Here is a 17,587-nt window from a genome sequence, read left to right as displayed (position 1 = left end):
GTCACGCCTCCAGATCAGCCAGGACGGTCGGCAGTTGCCCGGCTGCCTGGGCGGCGGCGGGGGTCGTGTCCAGGTGGTCCAGCAGTCCGTCCACGTACGACACGTCGACCCGGACCTTCTGCACCCGCCCGTCGACGTCGCGCATCACGAATTCGCGGAAGCCGAGCCGGGCGGCCGATCCGGAGTCCGCCTGGGAGAGCGAGGCCAGGGTGGCTTCGTAGCCGTCGTTGACCGGCACCCGCAGCAGCCGCAGCGCCTCGGAGGCGATCTCGGTGTCCTCGGCGATCCGGCCGACGAAGACGGTGGAGACCAGGTTCTGCACGTCGAGGCCGAGGATGTCCTTCGGGTTCTGCGAGGCGACCAGGGCGGCGAGGTTCCACTTGCGGGAGTCGCGGGCGAGGCGGACCAGGAACGACCGCCCGGAACGCCAACCCTCCATGAAGTGTGCCTCGTCCAGGCCGACCAGCTTCCGGGAGGACATCGAGCCGCCGTAGCAGCGGCGGACGGCCAGCCGGTGCGCGGTGTGCAGCATGGGCAGGGCGAGGGCCTCCTCGGCCGACCAGTACTCCCGCTCGATCTTGAGGTCGGGCAGCCGCAGCCCGGCCATGGTGATCACGGTGAGCGCGGCGTCCGCGCCGAGCAGCCCCTCCGGTGGTCGGCCGAAGAAGAGCATGGCCAGCGGCATCTCGGCGGTGTCCAGCAGCAGGTTGGCCAGTTCCCGGCCGGCGTCGTCGTCGAGCCCCTGGAGGCAGGCGACCACGTCGTCCAGCGTGGCGGTCTCCTCGGCCGGCACCTGGCGTACGGCGTGCCGGAACAGGGTGGCGGTGGACGCCTCCCGGGCCACCTGCGGAGGCACCAGCATCATGCAGATGTCCTGCACCAGCATCCGGCGCTCGGCGCGGGCGTTGGAGACCGCGATCTCGAACTCCCGGTCACCCGCCGAGCCGGCGGCGAACTCGCTGCGCAGCGGCGTCGGGATCAGCGCGTACGGGGCGAGGGTGCCCTGGTCGGAGCCGGTCAGGTTGAGCACCCGCGCGTACGGCGCCAGCTCGGGCATCGCGCAGAGCCGGGCCAGCGGGCCGGACGGGTCGAGCAGGGTCACCTGGACGCCGCGTCGGGCGGCCAGATAGCCGAGCGCGCCGAGCAGGGTCGACTTGCCGCCGCCGGGTTCGGCGACGAAGACGGCGAGCCCGGAGCGTTCCCGCACCTCCATGGGGAAGTGCAGATCGAGGAAGACCGGGCGGCGGCAGGTGCCGGCGGTGCGGCCGATCAGGTCGCCGCGCCGGTCGCCGACCGTGGACGCGGCCTGCGGTAGCGCCGCGGCGAGCAGGTTGACCGGCATCCGCCGGACGTAACCGGTGTTGGCGATCGGCTCGCCGGGGATGAACTCGCGGGCCAGCCAGTCCTGGTTCTTCGGATGCTGGAGCGAGATCCGCAGCTCGCGGGAGTAGAGCTGGATGAGCCGCCGGGCCCGCTCCAGGCACTCCTCGCGGGTCCGGCCGCCGACCGCGATCCGGTGCCAGCCGTGCGCGCGGGCCGAGTCGACCGGCAGGCCGGTGGTCATCTCGTCGCCGATCACCAGCGCCCGCTTGGCGAGCCGTTCCAGCTCCGGCGGGGCGTCGATGCCGTGCTCGGCGTAGTCGAGCTGCTGGGAGCGGATCATCCGGAGCCGGTGCTCGAGGTTCCGGAAGGAGTCGCCGGGGCCGAGGATGTCCACCCGGGTGGAGAGTTCCATCGGCCATGGCAGGCGCTCGTGGAAGTGCAGCCACGGCTCGTGCCGCTCGGGGATCTCCAGCGGCTCCATCCGGCCGACCGCGAGCACGGCCACGTGCCGCTCCTCGCCGGTCATCCGGTTGACCAGCTTCACCGTCGAGCCGTACGGGGTGCGGTAGCGCTCGACCTGCTCGGTGAGGGCGAGCAGGTCGCCGCGTTCCCACCGGCCGTTGGTCACCGGGGAGAGCGCGCCGGGTGGCGCCATGCAGAGCGCGACGGAGCGGTAGAGCAGCCACTCCAGCTCCTGCGCGGTGACCCGGCGGCCCCGCATGCCGAACGCCCCGAGCACCTCGTCGAACTGCTCGACCGTGCGGCCCAGCCGGCGGCGTTCGCCGTCGGCGGTGCCCCGGCCGAAGGTGCGCAGCAGCCGCTCGGTGAGGGAGTCGCCCAGCGACCGGCGGGCGAAGGTGACCCCGAGGTAGGTCTGCCCCTCGGCGTGGTTGACCGCCATCAGGTGCCGCTGCGCGGCGACCAGGTGGTCGGCCCAGCCGGGCGTACCGGGCACGTCGGGCAGCGGCGCGGCGGTGTGCGCGTCGATGGTGCGGGCCCACTCGTCGGCCGGGAACGGCCGGGTGGTGCGTCGCAGGTGCAGCCGGAAGCCGGCCAGGCCGGCGTACTGCTCGGAGATCGCCGAGAGCAGCGCCTCGCGCTCGGCGTCGGGGCGGAACGCCCAGCGCACCTCGGGCAGCCAGTACCAGGCGGTGACCGTGTTCGGGGTGAAGGTGAGGTGACCGGCGATCTCGGTGACAGCCAGCTCCACCGACGGGTCCCGGTCGCCGAACTTAATCTTCGGGGGGCGGACCCGAACCGGCTTGACGGGCTTCCTGCTCAGCTCGGCGGACCGCTGCCGCGGCGGGGTCACCTCCCGGCCGGGCGCGGTGGCCACCTCGCGACCGTTCGACCGGGTGGCCGGTTCCACGCGCCGGTCGGTGCGGCGGGCCGGGCGGTCGACCGGGGGCGCCGGGTCGGCCAGGTCCGGCTCGGTGGTCGGCCGGAGCGCGGGGAGCCGGTCGCCGGCCTGGTGCGGTACCCGGGTACGGGCGGGTGCCGGGTCGAGGGCGGCCGGCCGTTCCACCGGCGAGGCGCCGTGCGACGGCGCGGCCTCGGGGGCCTCCCGGGGTCGGCCCACCGGCCGTACGCCGGGGGCGCTCTCCCGGCGCCGGGCGCTGGGCGGCTCGTCCTCCGGTGCGCCACCGTGCTCGCCCTGCGACGGCGGGAGCGGTTCGGCCGGGGCGGCGGGCTGGTGCGGGATGGGCAGCGCCTCCCGCCCGACGCCCCGGCGGGGCGGCGCCACCACCGGCGTCGGCTCCGTCGCGGGAGGTGGACCGGCCGGCGGGCTGGCGGCTCGGGCCGGGCGCCGTACGCCGGGCTGCGCGCCGCCGAACAGGTCGAGGAACGGCGAGTCGATGTCGCCGCTGTCGCCGGCCGCCGGCATCCGCTGCTCCGAGCCGGGCGGGCGGGGCGACACCGGGCGGGGCGGTTGGAAGACCCCGACCCGACCCTGCCCGGGGCTGGTGACCAGGGCCGGGTCGAGCGCGACCTCGTCGAGCTCCTCGTCCTGCGGGTACTCGAACGATCGCGCTCGGTTACCGTGCGGCCCGGCCGGACGTCCGGCCGGGGAACCCGGCGTGGAAGAGCGACTCATGCGACCGCCTCACCCGCGTCGTTCGTCCGCGCCGGCGGCGTACGCCCGGTCATGCCAGTTCCTCCCGGATCCTGATCCGGCTCGCCACCAGCCGCGGGTCGCGCAGCTCGGCGGCCGGCTCCCGGGTGCGTCGCCAGTCCGTCAGCGCGGTCCGGATGACCATGCGCGCCGGTCGGTCCGGGTCGACGTGCCGGAAGATGAACGAGGTGGTCACGATGGCCAGCGAGATCTCCCAGGCGGGGAAGAGCTCCACCTGCAACGTGAACAGCCAGTGGATGAACATGTAGAGGGGTACGAGCAGCATGAACAGGCCGTACTGGGCGTACGGCAGGTGGACGGGCAGGGTGTACCCGGGCGGCCCGAGGTAGACGAGACGAGCCCGGTAGATGTCGTCGTCGGTGCGCAGCCGCATGGTCGCCCGCGCCTATTCGAAGATCAGGTTGATCAGGTAGTCGCCGACGAAGAAGAGTGTGGCGGCGCCGGCGATGAAGGCCAGGCCGACGATGGCGATCGCGGAGCTGGTCAGCACCTTGGAGATCTCGCCCCGGCTGGCCCGCCCGATGAAGATGACGCCGAGCACCGCGAGCAGGATCGGCGCGATCTTGCTGGCGAAGAAGCTGACGATGCTCTCGGTGGCGATGCCCTTGGGGGCCGGCTCGGCGAGTGGAGTCGACGCCAGGGTGTGGAGCGCGTGGTCGACGGCTGCCGTCGCCGCCCCCATGAGCTCGGTGGCGATCACTGGAAACCTCCCCATGTCGCGGCCGGCGGCGCCGCGGCGGTGCAGTAGGCAAGCCTGGCGGGATGGTGCTCATTGGGCACAGCGTGCGCGACGCTGTGTTCGTCACCCACCACGGAGAGTGGCGAGCTTTGGGGGGATTCTTCCCGCTTCGGCCCTCCCTCCAGGCTTCGCCATCTCGATGCTGGGCAATTCCAAAGCGTACGGGCCGGCCCCCTTTGCGACAACCCGCGAAGAGTCGACCCGGAGCGACCCGGACGACCGATCGTACACCTGTTCTAATCCGCATGTCAGGGCCGTCGTGGCCGGTTGCCGCCCGGGCCGCCGGAAGCCCTGCTGGCGACCGGTACTGTCGGGTCGTGACCGAGCTGGTACGGGCGCAGGCCCCGGTGGTGATGGGCGTCCTCAACGTCACGCCCGACTCCTTCTCCGACGGCGGCAGGTACGCCGATCTCGACGCGGCCGTCGGACACGGAGTGCGACTGCGTGCGGCCGGCGCGGACCTGGTCGACGTGGGTGGCGAGTCCACCCGGCCGGGCGCCGACCGGGTCGACGCGGAGACCGAGACGGCCCGGGTGCTGCCGGTCATCCGCGAGCTGAGCGCCGCCGGCATCCCGGTCAGCATCGACACCAGCCGGGCCCGGGTGGCCGAGGCGGCCCTCGCCGCCGGCGCGGACGTGGTCAACGACGTCTCCGGCGGCCTCGCCGACCCGGACATGGCCCGGGTGGTCCGGGACGCCGGCTGCCCCTGGGTGCTCATGCACTGGCGGGGGCACTCACGCGAGATGCGCGACCTGGCCAGCTACGGCGACGTGGTGGCCGACGTCCGGACCGAGCTGAGCCAGCGGGTGGACGAGGCGCTCACCGCCGGGATCGCCGCCGAGAAGATCATCGTCGATCCCGGACTGGGCTTCGCGAAGACCGCCGCGCACAACTGGGAACTCAGCGCCCGCCTGCCCGAGCTGGTGGACCTCGGCTTCCCGCTGCTGTTCGGGTCGAGCCGGAAGTCGTACCTGGGCCGGCTGCTCGCCGACGCCGACGGCACCCCCCGGCCCACCTCCGGCCGCGAGGCGGCCACGATCGCCACCAGCGTGCTCGCCGTGGCGGCCGGGGCCTGGGGGGTACGGGTGCACGACGTCCGCGGCACCGCCGACGCGCTCGCCGTCTGGCGGGCCACCGGCCGCCCGTGCCTGGCGACCACCATGCGGGAGGGGGACCGGTGAGCGCGAGGAGTGAGCCGGGTTTGCGAGCCCCGCAGTCGCGAACGAAGGGGGCACGGTGAGCGCGAGGAGTGAGCCGGTTTTGCGAGCCTCGCAGTCGCGAACGAAGGGGGACCGGTGACCGACCGGATCGAGCTGACCGGCCTGCGCGCCCACGGCCGGCACGGGGTGTACGACTTCGAGCGTGCCCAGGGGCAGGAGTTCGTGGTCGACGCGGTGCTCGAACTCGACCTCGCCCCGGCCGCGCGCTCCGACGAGGTGACCGACACCGTGCACTACGGCGAGCTGGCCGAGCGGCTGGTCGCCGTGATCACCGGCGAGCCGGTCAACCTGATCGAGACACTCGCCGACCGGCTGCTCGCGGTCTGCCTGGCCGAACCGCTGGTCGCCGCCGCCGCGGTCACCGTCCACAAGCCCGAGGCCCCGATCCCGCACACCTTCCGGGACGTGGCCGTGACGATGCGGCGTACCCGATGACCCGGGCCGTGCTGTCGATCGGCAGCAACCTCGGTGACCGGCTGGCCCACCTCCGCGCGGCGGTGGCCGCGTTCGGCGACGCGGTGCTGGTCGTCTCCGGCGTCTACGAGACTCCACCGTGGGGGGACGCCGACCAGCCCGCGTACCTGAACGCGGCGATGCTGGTCGGGGACCCGGCGGCGACCCCCGGCGACTGGCTGGCCCGGGCCCGGGCCGCGGAGCGGGCGGCCGGGCGGACCCGGGACCCGGAGCGCCGGTACGGGCCGCGCACCCTCGACGTCGATGTCATCGCGGTCTGGGACGACGCCGGTGCGCCCGTGCTGAGCGACGACCCGGAGCTGACTCTGCCGCACCCCCGCGCCCACCTGCGGGCCTTCGTGCTGCGGCCGTGGATCGACATCGAACCGCACGGCCGGCTGCCCGGGCACGGCTGGCTGACCGACCTGCTCAACGCCGAGCCGCTGGCCGGGGACGCCCTGGAACTCAGCCCTCGACCGGATCTGGCGTTACAGTCGGACCCATGACCCAGTGGAGCCGGGCGGCATGAGCGAGCGCCGCGACCGAATCATCCGGCACTGTGCCGCGGAGCCTCAGGCGGGTGCCGAGCGGAGCGAGGCGACCGCATGAGTCAGGCGCAGTTCCCGCGCGACCCCGAACGATGGCGGATGGGTCCCACCCGGATCTCCACACTGGTGGTGGCCGGGCTGGCCGCCGCCGCGTTGGCCTGGCTACTGATCAGCAGCTTCTACTACCCCAGCGCGCCGAACCTGCCCTGGCTGCCGGTGGTCACGCTGGCCGGCCTCGCCGTGCTCGAGGGGTACGCGGCGGTCAACACCCGCGGCCGGATCGAACGCCGACCCGGGCGGGACCCGGTGAATCCGCTGCTGGTCGCCCGGTTCGTGGTGCTGGCCAAGGCGTCATCGCTGGCCGGGGCGATCTTCGCCGGCTTCTACGCCGGGCTGACCGGGTGGCTCTTCGTCGAGCGGACCAACGCCGCCGTCGGCGACCGGCCGGCCGCCGTGGCCGGGCTGGTCGCCTCGCTCGCCCTGGTCGCGGCGGCGCTCTGGCTGGAGCGGTCCTGCCGGGTGCCGGAGCAGGAGGACGACGAGGACCGCGATCCCGGCGACCGGGAGACTCCGCGCGGCCGCCTCTGATCAGGGGTTCCCACCATCCGCGCCCGCAGGTACCGTGCCTGGCGACCGGAGAGCAACGGCCGCCGCCGGTCCGCCCGAGCGTCGGGCGGCACGGCCGGGCGACGTGGGAGGCGCGGGTCATGGGGTACGACGAAACGGGCCGGGCCGAGTCGTCCGGGGTGCCCGCCGCCGTGCTGGAGAACGTCTTCGACGACCCCGCGCACGGCGAACCCGGCCGCGACCGGATCGCCGTACACGTGGTCTGGGAGTTCCTGCTGCTGGCCGGGCTGGCCGGGCTGACCTGGCTGCTCTGGCGCGCGGACGCGGACGCGCTGCGCGACAGCGGCCTGAAGACCCTCCTGGTCGCCGTGGCCGGGCTCGGGCTGCTCGCCCTCGCCGCCGGGCTGAGCCTGCGCGCCGCCGTGGTGAATCTGGCGGTCGGCCCGGTCGCGGTGGCCGCCGCCCTGCACTTCGCCGAGCAGGGCGACCGGGGCGTCCGGGAGGCGTTGCTCCCCGCGCTGGCGGTGGCGGTGCTCGGCGGGCTGGCGCTGGCCCTGGCGGTGGTGGTGCTGCACGTGCCGGCCTGGGCGGCGAGCCTGGCCGGTGCGGCCGGTGTGATCGTCTACATCGAGCGGCGTACCGGCCCGGTCGTGGTCCAGGGCGGGTACGACCCCCGGCCCACCGCCCTGTACCTCGTCATCGGCTTCGCCGCGGTGGCCGTGCTCGGCGGGCTCTTCGGCGCGATACGGCCGATCCGGCGGCTGGTCGGGCGGTTCCGGCCGGTCGCCGACCCGGCCCGGCGCCGGGGCGCGGTGGCCGCCACGGTGGCGGCGTTCGCCATGATCGGCTCCACCGTGCTGGCGATGCTCGGCGGCATGCTGATCGCGGCGAACGGCAGTGGCCCGGTCGCGCCGGCCACCGGGCTGGACTGGTCGGTGTTGGCGGTCGGCACCGCCATGCTCGGCGGCACCAGCGCGTACGGCCGGCGCGGCGGGATCTTCGGCACGCTGTTCGCGGTGAGCCTGGTGGAGGTCTTCCTGGTCTGGGCGGCGGCGCAGGGCTGGACGATCAGCCGGTGGGCCGTCGGCGGGGCGACGCTCGGCGTCGGGCTGCTGGTCACCCGGCTGGTCGAGAAGTTCGGCCGGCCGCGGCCGGCCCTCGTCCCGGCGGAGTTGGGGCCGCCCGGCGATCCCACGATCAGCTCCGGCTGGGCGTTGACCCGGCCGCCGGAGCCGGCCGACGACTGGCCCTCGGTGCTGCCGGTACGGACCGACCCGACCGTCGACAGGTGGGACGCCCCGCGCTGGGAGAGCGAGCCGCGCCGCTGGGACGCCGACGACCGCTGACGGCACCGGACGGGTCGGTCGCGGTCGCCGCCGGCGATGACGGGCCGAACCTGATCTCGCCGGTTAGGCTCGGCGGCATGAGCGAGCGCCAGCGAGCGAATCATCAGCACAGCCCGGTCGTGCCTCATGCCGTCGCCGAGCGAAGCGAGGCGGTGGCATGAGCGAGACTAATGCCACCGGCGCCGGCGGCCGTACCTTCGGCGAGCTCGACAGGCTCTCCACCGAGGAGTTGCGCGAGCAGGCGTTCGCCCTGGCCCGGGAACGCCGCGACGTCGGGTTCTTCTGGTCGGTGCTGCGGCACCTGCCCAACTCGGACGAGGCCGCCGCCCTGGACGGCGCCCCCAACTCGGTCGGGCCGACCATCGACGAGGCCAACGCGCTGTGGCGGGAGCTGACCGGCCACGGCTACGAGGAGTCCGCCCCGCTGCTGCGGGCCGCGTTCATCGACTACCTGCTGAAGCACTGACGGATGGCCGTCCGCCGACCCAGGGCGGTCGCGCGCAGGTTTGCCCGGCGGGGTGCGTCGGGCACCGACCGTCCCATGGCGCTGCGCAACCGCCCCCGGATCGTCAGCAGGTACGGCACGGCCGCCGGCACCGGCGCCCTCGCCGCGCTCCTCCTCGTCGGCGTGTGCGGCAGCCCGGTGTACGTGGGCTGGGTGCAGGATCACACCGACCCGAACGGGGCCGGCGGCTGGTTTCTGCGGCTGCTCGCCTGGCCGGCCTGGCGGCTGCACGCCGACGACCCGTCCCAGGGGGTGCTCGCCGCCGACCTGCGGGCGATCCTGCTGGTGGTCCTGGCCGCCGCCCTCCTCTACCTGCTGCCGGCCACACAGGTGGCCCGGGTGCAGGGCTCGGCCAGCCAGTTCCTCTCCGGCTGGGCGGCGTACGCCCTGGCCGGCGGGTTCGCCGGGCTGCTGGCCACCCTCCTCGGGCCGGGCGGATCGCTCCTCGGCGCCTTCCAGACCGCCAGCGCCGGGGTCGGCTACGGCTTCTTCGCGGGCTGGATCATCGGCCTGGCCAGCCTCGGCGGCCGCGCCTGAGGCGACTCACGGCGTTCCGCCCCCGCCGCCGCTCAGTCCGCCACGGCGCCCAGTTCCAGCAGCCGGGACCGGCTGAGCAGCCCGACCGGCCGCCCCTCCTTGGTGACCACGGCGTGCTCGGCGGCCGAGCTGAGCAGCGCGGCCAGTGCGTCGTACGCCGAGCCGCCCAGCGGCACCGCCGGCAGGTCCGACCCGTCACCGGCCGGGAGCGGCTCCAGCACCTCGTGGGTGACCGGGGTGACCGCCAGCCGGCGGATGCCCCGGTCGGCGCCGACGAACTCGCGCACGAACGGCGAGGCGGGCGACCCGAGCAGGGCGGCCGGAGTGTCGTACTGCTCCAGCTGGCCGCCCTCGGAGAGCACCGCGATCCGGTCGCCCAGTCGCACCGCCTCGTCGAGGTCGTGGGTCACCAGCACGATGGTCTTGCGGACCTCGGCCTGGAGCCGCAGGAACTCCTCCTGCAGCCGGGTCCGGACGATCGGGTCGACCGCCGAGAAGGGCTCGTCCATCAGCAGCACCACCGGGTCGGCGGCGAGCGCGCGGGCCACCCCCACCCGCTGCCGCTGGCCGCCGGAGAGCTCGTGCGGGTAGCGCCGGCTGAACTGTGCCGGGTCGAGGCCGACCAGCTCCAGCAGCTCGTTCACCCGGTCCCGGGTCCGCCCGCGCGGCCAGCCGAGCAGCCCGGGCACGGTCGCCACGTTGGCGGCGACCGTCTGGTGCGGGAAGAGGCCGACGTTCTGGATGACGTACCCGATGCGGCGGCGCAGCGCCACCGGGTCGACCCGGGTGACGTCGTCGTCGCCGAGCAGGATCCGGCCGTCGGTCGGCTCGATCAGCCGGTTGATCATGCGGAGCACGGTGGACTTGCCGCAGCCGGACGGGCCGATCAGCACCACCAGCTCGCCGGCCTTCACCTCCAGGCTCAGCTTCCGCACCGCCTCCGTGCCGTCGGGGTAGCGCTTGCGGATGCGCTCGAGAGTGATCGATGCCGCGCTGTGTCCGCCGGCGGATCCCGGGGTAACGTCCACGTGTGTCCCTCCACCTCAGCTACCGGGCCGCGCCGGGTAACCCGTGGTTCTCCTGGCAGTACGTGCGGGACAACTCTGACACGATCCTCGCGGCGCTGCGCGAGCACGCCTGGCTGACCGGCCGGGCCGTGCTGATCGCCGCGCTGGTGGCGCTGCCGCTGGCGGTGGCCGCGTACTGGTTCCGGTCGCTGTCCGGGCCGATCCTGGCGCTGGCCGGGGCGCTGTACACGATCCCGTCGCTGGCCCTGTTCGCCTTCCTCGCGCCATACCTGGGCATCGGCGCGGTCACCGTGCTCAGCGTGGTGGCGCTGTACGCGCTGCTGGTCATCGTGCGCAACGCGTTGGCCGGGCTCAACCAGGTGCCGCCCGAGGTCCGGGAGGCCGCCGAGGGGATGGGGTACGGCCGCTGGGGCCGCCTGTTCCGGATCGAGTTGCCGCTGGCCCTGCCCGGCATCCTCACCGGCCTACGGCTGGCCACCGTCTCCACGGTGGCGCTGGTCACGGTCGGGGTGGTGGTCGGCCGGGGCGGCCTCGGGCAGCTCATCTTCGCCGGCTTCCAGAACAACTTCTACAAGGCGGAGATCATGACCGGCACGGTGCTCTGCGTCCTGCTGGCGCTGGTGCTGGACCTGGTCCTCGCCGGCGTCGGTCGGCTGCTCACCCCCTGGCTCCGGCGGCGGGCCGCATGAACCCCGTCGAGCAGGCCGTGGTCTGGCTGAACGACCCGCTGAACTGGACGAACCCGGGCGGCATCCTGGACCGGCTCGGCGAGCACCTGAGCATCTCCGCGCTGGCCGTCCTGCTGGGCTGCCTGGTGGCCTGGCCGGTCGGGCTCTGGCTCGGGCACACCGGCCGGGGCGGTGGTGCCGTGCTGCTGGTGTCCAACGTCACGCTGGCCGTACCCACCCTCGCGCTGCTGACCATCCTGCCGCTCACGTTCCTCGGCTTCGGCCGCCCGGCCGTGGTGGTCGCGCTCGCGGTGTTCGCGGTGCCGCCGCTGCTGGCCAACGCGTACACCGGGGTGCGGCAGGCCGACCCGGAGGCACGGGACGCGGCGCGCGGCATGGGGCTGTCCGGCGGGCAGTTGCTGCGCCGGGTGGAGCTGCCGCTCGCGGTGCCGTACCTGGCCGCCGGGTTCCGTACCGCCGCGGTGCAGGTGGTCGCCACCGCGGCGCTGGCCTCCTTCGTCAACGGCGGCGGGCTGGGGCAGATCATCCGGGCCGGCTTCGGGCTGGACATCGCGGCCGGCGGTGGCCAGATCATCGCCGGCGGGGTGTTGGTCGCCGGGCTGGCGCTGCTGGTCGAGGGGGTGCTCGCGCTGGTGGAGCGGGCCGTGACGCCGCGCCCGCTGCGGCGGGCCCGAGGGGCGGCGAACCGGCGCGTGACCGACGCCACTGCGGGCGCCTGAACCGGGCCAAACCGCGTGCCGGGTGACGATCCGGTGACGAAATCGGCTCGGAGTTTGTCGGTCCGGCCCGGAGGATATTGGCTGGAATCGCGGGCGGCCGACCGGATCGCCCGTCGGACACGCGGCCGGCCCGAGACGGGTCGCGCCGGGACACGGAAGGCGGGCAATCGATGCGCGCACGTACACGCCTGGCCGTCGGGGCGCTCGGCGCCCTCACCGCGGCGGGCCTGCTCACCGGCTGCGGTGACGCCGGTTCCTCGGGCACCGACGCCCCCCAGCAGGGTGCCTCCGGGGCCGGCTGCGCCCCGGTCGCGGGCGACCAGCTGGTCGTCCTCACCGACGACAAGAAGCTGCAGAACACCGACAACGTCCTCCCCGCGATCAACAAGAAGGCCGCCACCCCGCAGCTGGTCGCCGCGCTGGACAAGGTCTCCGCGAAGCTCGACACCCCCAAGCTGATCGAGCTGAACCGGGCGGTCGACGTCGACCGGAAGACCCCGCAGGTCGCGGCGAAGGCGTTCGCCGACGCCAACGGCGTCACCCAGGGTGTGGAGCAGGGCCCGGGTGGCCAGGTCACGGTCGGCGCGGGCAACTTCAGCGAGAGCCAGACCATCGCCGAGCTCTACAAGATCGCGCTCACCGCGGCCGGCTACCAGGTCAAGGTGCAGACGATCGGCAACCGTGAGCTCTACGAGCCGGCCCTGGAAAAGGGCGAGATCCAGGTCGTCCCCGAGTACGCGGCCACCATGGCCGAGTTCCTCAACACCAAGGCCAACGGCAAGGACGCCGAGCCGATCTCCTCCCCCGAGCTGGACAAGACCGTCAGCGCGTTGACGGCGGCGGGCGACAAGGTCGGCATCACCTTCGGCCAGCCGTCCCAGGCCCAGGACCAGAACGCCTTCGCGGTCACCAAGGCCTTCGCCGACAAATACCAGCTCGCCACGCTCTCCGACCTGGCGAGCAAGTGCTCCGGCCAGGCCACCGTGCTGGCCGGCCCGCCGGAGTGCCCGCAGCGGCCGAAGTGCCAGGCCGGCCTGGTCCAGGTCTACGACTTCAAGGCCGGCTCGTTCAGCTCGCTGGACGCGGGTGGCCCGCAGACCAAGAACGCGCTGAAGACCGGGGCGGCCAGCGTCGGCCTGGTCTTCTCCTCCGACGCCGCGCTCGCCGCGAGCTGACCTCCCGCGACCGGCTCGGCGCCTCTGGCGCCGTGCCGCCGACCTGGAAAGTCGCCGGTCGTCGACGGACCGAACCCGGTCCGTCGGCGACCGGACCCGGCCGGGACGCCCAGCAGCGAATGCCTGGTCGCCGTCGTTACATCGGTGCTTTCGGCCCGTTCCCTACCGGGGCAACTCTCGGTAGTCTGCTCAGCCATGCCCGCCCCGGTCGCCCCCGCCGAAAAGCGCACGCCATCGCTACTGAACGTGCTGTTCTGGATCGGGGTGGCGCTCGCGCCCCTGGCGGCGCTTCTCCTGCTGGTCGCCGACGGCGGCGGTCCGCTGCGGTTCGGTGCCGTGCTGGCGATCCTCGCCGTGGTACTGATCGGTCTCTCCATCGCGCTGCGCCCTGAGGGCACCGGCGGCGCGGCCGGCGTCGAGGAGGTGCGCGAGGATATCGAGCAGCTTCGCCACGAGCTGCGCAGCGAGATCGTGGCGGCCGCGCAGCGTGGCAACCAGGCGCTCGACCAGGCGCACCGGACCCAGGAGACGGTCACCGCGTTGCGCCGCCGGCTGGACGCGACGGCGGCGGCGGCCGCCGCCGGGACCGGCAGCCCCGCCGCCGCGGAACCCGCCGGTGGCCGTGCCCGGGTGCCGTCCACCGAGACCTACGACGACGGCCGGGCCAGCTACGCCGCCCCCGAGCAGCCGGGCTGGGGGCAGCCCGCCGGCCGGGACGAGGACGAGCCGGCCCGCCGCCCGGAGTCCGGCACCCGTTACGGCACGGAGCGGCCTGCCCCGCCCGCCGACCGTTCGCAGCCCGGCGTCTACGGCGCCCCGCGTACGCCGGAGCCGGACGGGCGGCCGGAACCCCGGCAGGTCGGGGTGGTGCATCGCACCGAGACCGTGCACGTCACCACCCGGCACACCATCGTGGACGGTGCCGCGGATCCGGCCACCGGTGGCCACTACGGCGGCTACGCCGGCCGCTGGTCCCCGGTGCCAGAGGAGCGGCCGTGGACCGGCGCGGAGCCGGAGGAACGCCCCTGGTCCGGGCACCGAGAGGCGGAGGACGACCACGCCTGGCCGTCCGGCGACCGCCGGACCGGCCACGGCGGCGGCACCTGGTCCGGCCAGGGTGGGGCGCGGGACGGTGGCGCCTGGTCCGGGCAGGGTGGGGCGCGGGACGGGGGCGCCTGGTCCGGGCAGGGTGGGGGCGCCTGGTCCGGGCAGGGTGGGGCGCGGGACGGCGGCGCATGGTCCGGCCAGGGCGGTGAGCGGGACCGGTCCACGGAACCGGCCGGACCGGCGGACCAGCGGTCCTGGTCGGCGGACCGCGACGGCGACCAGCAGTGGTCGACGAGCCGGGCCGGAGGCCGTGCCGAGCAGTCCTGGTCGGCGACGCAGGACGAGCGCTCCTGGGCCGGCCCGCGGGCGGGCTGGACGTCGCCGGACGGCACCGAGGTTTCGCCCGCGCCGTCCGGCCGGGCCGCCTCCGACGATCCGGACGGCGAGTACTGGTCCGAGCTGCGCGCGGGGAACCGCTGGGCGTCGGTCCGCGACGACGAGCATGGCCGGCAGCTCCGGGTCGGGGAGCGGCACGCCGCGGTGCACGCCGACGGCGCCGGCACCGAGTACCGGGTCGAGGATCGCTGGGCGTCCGTCCGCGAGCCCCACCGGGGCCACGCGGCGCCCGCCGACGCGGGATCCGGCTGGGCGGGGGAGAACCGGCCGGCCCTGCCGGTCGGTGGGGTGCGGGTACCCGACGAGTGGCGTCCCCCGGCGCAGCGCAGCGGGCAGGTCGAGTGGCGCCAGGTGGAGCCCGAGTGGCACCAGGCCGAGCCGGAACCGGCGCGGTACGGCGACGACCGGCACGGCTACCCGCCGCGCGGCGAGGCGGCCCGGGCCGTCAGCCCCCGCTCCGCCGACCGCTGGCGCTGACGCCGCCGCCCCGAAGCCGAGGGCTACTTGTCGATGTCGCCGACCACGAAGAACATCGAGCCGAGGATCGCGATCAGGTCCGGCACCAGGCAGCCGGGGAGCAGGGTCGCCAACGCCTGCACGTTCGCGTACGAGGCGGTGCGCAGCTTGAGCCGCCACGGCGTCTTCTCGCCCCGGGACACCAGGTAGTAGCCGTTGATGCCGAGCGGGTTCTCGGTCCACGCGTAGGTGTGCCCCTCGGGGGCCTTGACCACCTTGGGCAGCCGGGTGTTCACCGGCCCGGTGAGCCGGTCCACCCGGTCCAGGCACTGTTCGGCGAGGTCGAGCGAGGCGTACACCTGGTCGAGCAGCACCTCGAAGCGGGCATGGCAGTCCCCGGCGGTCTTCGTCACCACCGGCACGTCGAGCTGGTCGTACGCCAGGTAGGGGTCGTCCCGGCGGAGGTCCAGGTCCAGGCCGGAAGCCCGGGCGACCGGCCCGGACGCGCCGAACGCGGCAGCGTCCGCCGCCGACAGCACGCCCACCCCGACCGTCCGGGCCAGGAAGATCTCGTTCCGTCGGATCAGCTGGTCCAGGTCCGGCATCCGCCGGCGCACCTCGCCGATGGCCGCCCGGGCCCGGCCCGTCCAGCCGGCCGGCACCTCCTCTTTCAGGCCGCCGACCCGGTTGAACATGTAGTGGATCCGGCCGCCGGAGACCTCCTCCATCACCGTCTGCAGGGTCTCCCGCTCGCGGAACGCGTAGAACATCGGGGTGATCGCGCCGATCTCCAGCGGGTACGAGCCGAGGAACATCAGGTGGTTGAGCACCCGGTTCAACTCGGCCAGCGCCATCCGCAGCCAGGTCGCGCGTTCGGGCACCTCCATGCCCATCAGCCGCTCCACGGCCAGCACCACGCCCAGCTCGTTCGCGAAGGCCGAGAGCCAGTCGTGCCGGTTGGCCAGCACGATGATCTGCCGGTAGTCGCGTACCTCGAAGAGCTTCTCCGCGCCCCGGTGCATGTAGCCGACGATCGGCTCGGCGGAGACCACCCGCTCGCCGTCGAGCACCAGCCGCAGCCGCAGCACGCCGTGGGTGGAGGGGTGCTGCGGGCCGATGTTGAGCACCATGTCGGTGCCGAGCTGCTCCCCGCCGGCGCCCGTGCCGACGGTCAGTTCGCGGAGGTCGCCGGCGTCCGTGGTCATGCCCGTCATCGTGCCACGAGCGCGGATCAAGCCGGCAGCCCAACCATGACGGTCATCCCGGGCAGGCGCGGGGATCCCCGCCGGGCATGACCGGGGCGACCGAGACGCCGACCGGTTGCAGCAGCCACCAGTGCCCGCCCAGGCCGGCCGGGTCGGTCAGCTCGGCCACCGCCGACGCGGCGGCGAGCGCCCGGACGTACCCGGCGGGATCCTGGGCGGCCAGGCTCAGCGGCGGTCGCCCGCCGTCGGCCCCGAGCGCCCGCAGCCCCTCGCGCTGCGTGATCAAGGTGTACGCACACCCGGCGACCCGCTCACCGGCAGCGGCGACCGAGTCCATGGCGACGTGCGCGGTGACGTCACACGACCCGTCCGGCACCGGCGGCACCTGCCGCCCATCCCGATACCCGGTCAACGTTCCGTCCACCGGCCGGCCGTCCCTCAGGTGCCCGTAGTCGACGGCCAGCGCGCAGCCCTTCTCGATTCGCTGGACGGCGTCGGCCCAGGCTTTGTCCCGGGTCCTCCCGATCTCGGCTCTTGCTCCCGTGGGGGGTTCCGGGCGGCCCGACCGGCTCCGGGCGGTCAGGCTTGATCCCTCCGCCGGCCGGGCCGCCCGGAACCCGGACCCGGTCAAGCCGGCACCGTCGCTTCCGGTCAGCGGCCACCACCGGTCCAGCCAGTCGGCATCCGCGGCGTCGACCAGGTCACCCACCGACTCTTCACCGGTCGTCGGGTCCACCAGCAGATACCGCCAGCCCTCGGGAGTGTCCACGGCCAGGTCCAGCGGGACGTTGTCCAGCCACTCGGTGGCCAGCAGCAGTCCGGTGATTCCGTCCGGGATCTCGTCCAGCCAGTCGATCTCAGCCGGGAGGTCCTCGGGGCGGGGCGCTTTCTCGACGGCGGTGAGGCGTACCCGGTCGGCGAGCGGAACCGGTGCGTCGGGCGACGGCCCGGCGGAGAGCGACCCGAGCCCGGAGGGTGACGGGCGGGCGGCGGCCGTGGCGGTCAGGGTTTCCGGGGAGCCCGCCCGCGGAGGGATCAAGCCTGACCGCCCGGAGCGGGCGGGCTCCCCGGAAACCCCCACGAGCAGCGCCCGAAGCAGCTCACCCCGCCCAGCCCCCACGTCCACCACGTCGAGACGAGGGGGGTGACCCAGCGCACGATCGAGATCAAGAAGGAGGCGCAGCAGGCACGCGGAGAACACCGGGGAGGCGTGCACGCTGGTGCGGAAATGGGCGGCCGGCCCGGCACCGGAGACGAAGAATCCGCCGGGACCGTAGAGCGCCCGCTCCATCGCCGCTCGCCACGGCAGCGGCTGCTCGGGGAAGGTCACCCGCTGACGGTACGACCGGGCCGCGGCCGGTGTCGGAGGCGGCTCGCCCGGTGCCCAGAATTCCGCGTTCCACACGCTCGGTGAAGGTTTTCACACATGCTTGTTCAGGGTCCGTGACCCCGGCGCATACTTGCGATCGACCGGTACCCCCATCGAGGACTGGATCGATT

At 74.3% G+C, this 17,587-nt stretch carries 17 protein-coding genes; 11 read left to right on the top strand and 6 right to left on the bottom strand.

Going from position 1 to position 17,587, the window contains the following annotated elements; translation table 11 throughout:
* Position 1 precedes the first annotated feature (1 nt).
* Genes ACFYML_RS02685 through ACFYML_RS02675 form a run of 3 tightly spaced genes read right to left on the bottom strand, consistent with a single transcriptional unit; the run spans position 2 to position 4,157 of the window.
* Complete coding sequence (locus ACFYML_RS02685; RefSeq protein WP_387418923.1) at positions 2-3,418, bottom strand: ATP-binding protein; 3,417 nt, start codon at positions 3,416-3,418, stop codon at positions 2-4.
* Positions 3,419-3,467: 49 nt separating this feature from the next.
* Positions 3,468-3,830: a hypothetical protein gene (locus ACFYML_RS02680; RefSeq protein WP_073837722.1), complete on the bottom strand. Its 363-nt coding sequence runs from the start codon at positions 3,828-3,830 to the stop codon at positions 3,468-3,470.
* Between the two features lie 12 nt (positions 3,831-3,842).
* On the bottom strand, positions 3,843-4,157 hold the full coding sequence (locus ACFYML_RS02675) for a hypothetical protein (protein WP_387275260.1): 315 nt from the start codon (positions 4,155-4,157) through the stop codon (positions 3,843-3,845).
* Positions 4,158-4,513: 356 nt separating this feature from the next.
* Here ACFYML_RS02675 and folP point away from each other — a divergent pair, with 356 nt between their 5' ends.
* From folP to ACFYML_RS02640, 7 genes are all read left to right on the top strand, one after another.
* Positions 4,514-5,377 (top strand): dihydropteroate synthase, encoded by an 864-nt coding sequence (gene folP, locus ACFYML_RS02670; RefSeq protein ID WP_387418922.1) that lies wholly within the window; start codon positions 4,514-4,516, stop codon positions 5,375-5,377.
* A gap of 114 nt (positions 5,378-5,491) precedes the next feature.
* A complete protein-coding gene (gene folB, locus ACFYML_RS02665; RefSeq protein WP_387418921.1) occupies positions 5,492-5,851 on the top strand; it encodes a dihydroneopterin aldolase in 360 nt (119 codons plus the stop codon).
* The gene (gene folK / locus ACFYML_RS02660) at positions 5,848-6,375 is read left to right on the top strand and encodes a 2-amino-4-hydroxy-6-hydroxymethyldihydropteridine diphosphokinase (protein WP_387418920.1); all 528 of its coding nucleotides are present in this window, start codon (positions 5,848-5,850) and stop codon (positions 6,373-6,375) included. Before folB ends, folK begins: the two co-directional genes overlap by 4 nt.
* Before the next feature lie 141 nt (positions 6,376-6,516).
* Complete coding sequence (locus ACFYML_RS02655) at positions 6,517-7,005, top strand: DUF3180 domain-containing protein (protein WP_198940496.1); 489 nt, start codon at positions 6,517-6,519, stop codon at positions 7,003-7,005.
* A 119-nt stretch (positions 7,006-7,124) separates the two neighbouring features.
* Positions 7,125-8,330: an ABC transporter permease gene (locus ACFYML_RS02650; RefSeq protein WP_387418918.1), complete on the top strand. Its 1,206-nt coding sequence runs from the start codon at positions 7,125-7,127 to the stop codon at positions 8,328-8,330.
* A gap of 157 nt (positions 8,331-8,487) precedes the next feature.
* A complete protein-coding gene (locus ACFYML_RS02645; RefSeq protein WP_387418917.1) occupies positions 8,488-8,796 on the top strand; it encodes a hypothetical protein in 309 nt (102 codons plus the stop codon).
* A 75-nt stretch (positions 8,797-8,871) separates the two neighbouring features.
* The gene (locus tag ACFYML_RS02640; protein ID WP_387418916.1) at positions 8,872-9,372 is read left to right on the top strand and encodes a hypothetical protein; all 501 of its coding nucleotides are present in this window, start codon (positions 8,872-8,874) and stop codon (positions 9,370-9,372) included.
* A 32-nt stretch (positions 9,373-9,404) separates the two neighbouring features.
* On the opposite strand, the gene ACFYML_RS02635 is transcribed toward ACFYML_RS02640, so the two are convergent.
* Positions 9,405-10,400, bottom strand: coding sequence for an ABC transporter ATP-binding protein (locus ACFYML_RS02635; protein WP_387418915.1), 996 nt, complete (start codon positions 10,398-10,400; stop codon positions 9,405-9,407).
* Positions 10,401-10,402: 2 nt separating this feature from the next.
* Between ACFYML_RS02635 and ACFYML_RS02630 the strand changes: the two genes are divergently transcribed.
* The 4 genes from ACFYML_RS02630 (at position 10,403) to ACFYML_RS02615 (ending at position 14,903) form a co-directional block, all read left to right on the top strand.
* A complete protein-coding gene (locus tag ACFYML_RS02630; RefSeq protein WP_073837732.1) occupies positions 10,403-11,089 on the top strand; it encodes an ABC transporter permease in 687 nt (228 codons plus the stop codon).
* Entirely contained in the window at positions 11,086-11,808 is a 723-nt protein-coding gene (locus ACFYML_RS02625) for an ABC transporter permease (RefSeq protein WP_073837733.1), read from the top strand. The genes ACFYML_RS02630 and ACFYML_RS02625 overlap by 4 nt, the downstream gene beginning before the upstream one ends.
* Positions 11,809-11,978: 170 nt before the next feature.
* Positions 11,979-12,983: a glycine betaine ABC transporter substrate-binding protein gene (locus tag ACFYML_RS02620; protein WP_387418914.1), complete on the top strand. Its 1,005-nt coding sequence runs from the start codon at positions 11,979-11,981 to the stop codon at positions 12,981-12,983.
* 195 nt (positions 12,984-13,178) lie between these two features.
* The gene (locus ACFYML_RS02615) at positions 13,179-14,903 is read left to right on the top strand and encodes a hypothetical protein (protein ID WP_387418913.1); all 1,725 of its coding nucleotides are present in this window, start codon (positions 13,179-13,181) and stop codon (positions 14,901-14,903) included.
* Between the two features lie 23 nt (positions 14,904-14,926).
* Here the strand turns inward: ACFYML_RS02615 and ACFYML_RS02610 are convergent, their stop codons facing one another.
* Together ACFYML_RS02610 and ACFYML_RS02605 are read right to left on the bottom strand one after the other, a co-directional pair.
* Positions 14,927-16,096: an NADH-quinone oxidoreductase subunit D gene (locus ACFYML_RS02610; RefSeq protein WP_387418912.1), complete on the bottom strand. Its 1,170-nt coding sequence runs from the start codon at positions 16,094-16,096 to the stop codon at positions 14,927-14,929.
* Between the two features lie 43 nt (positions 16,097-16,139).
* On the bottom strand, positions 16,140-17,378 hold the full coding sequence (locus ACFYML_RS02605) for an SAM-dependent methyltransferase (RefSeq protein ID WP_387419020.1): 1,239 nt from the start codon (positions 17,376-17,378) through the stop codon (positions 16,140-16,142).
* Positions 17,379-17,587: the final 209 nt, after the last annotated feature.

The sequence above is a fragment of the Micromonospora sp. NPDC007230 genome, from assembly GCF_042869115.1.
Lineage (GTDB): Bacteria > Actinomycetota > Actinomycetes > Mycobacteriales > Micromonosporaceae > Micromonospora.
Note: the sequence above shows the minus strand (reverse complement) of the source record. Positions and strands in the feature narration are given on the sequence as shown.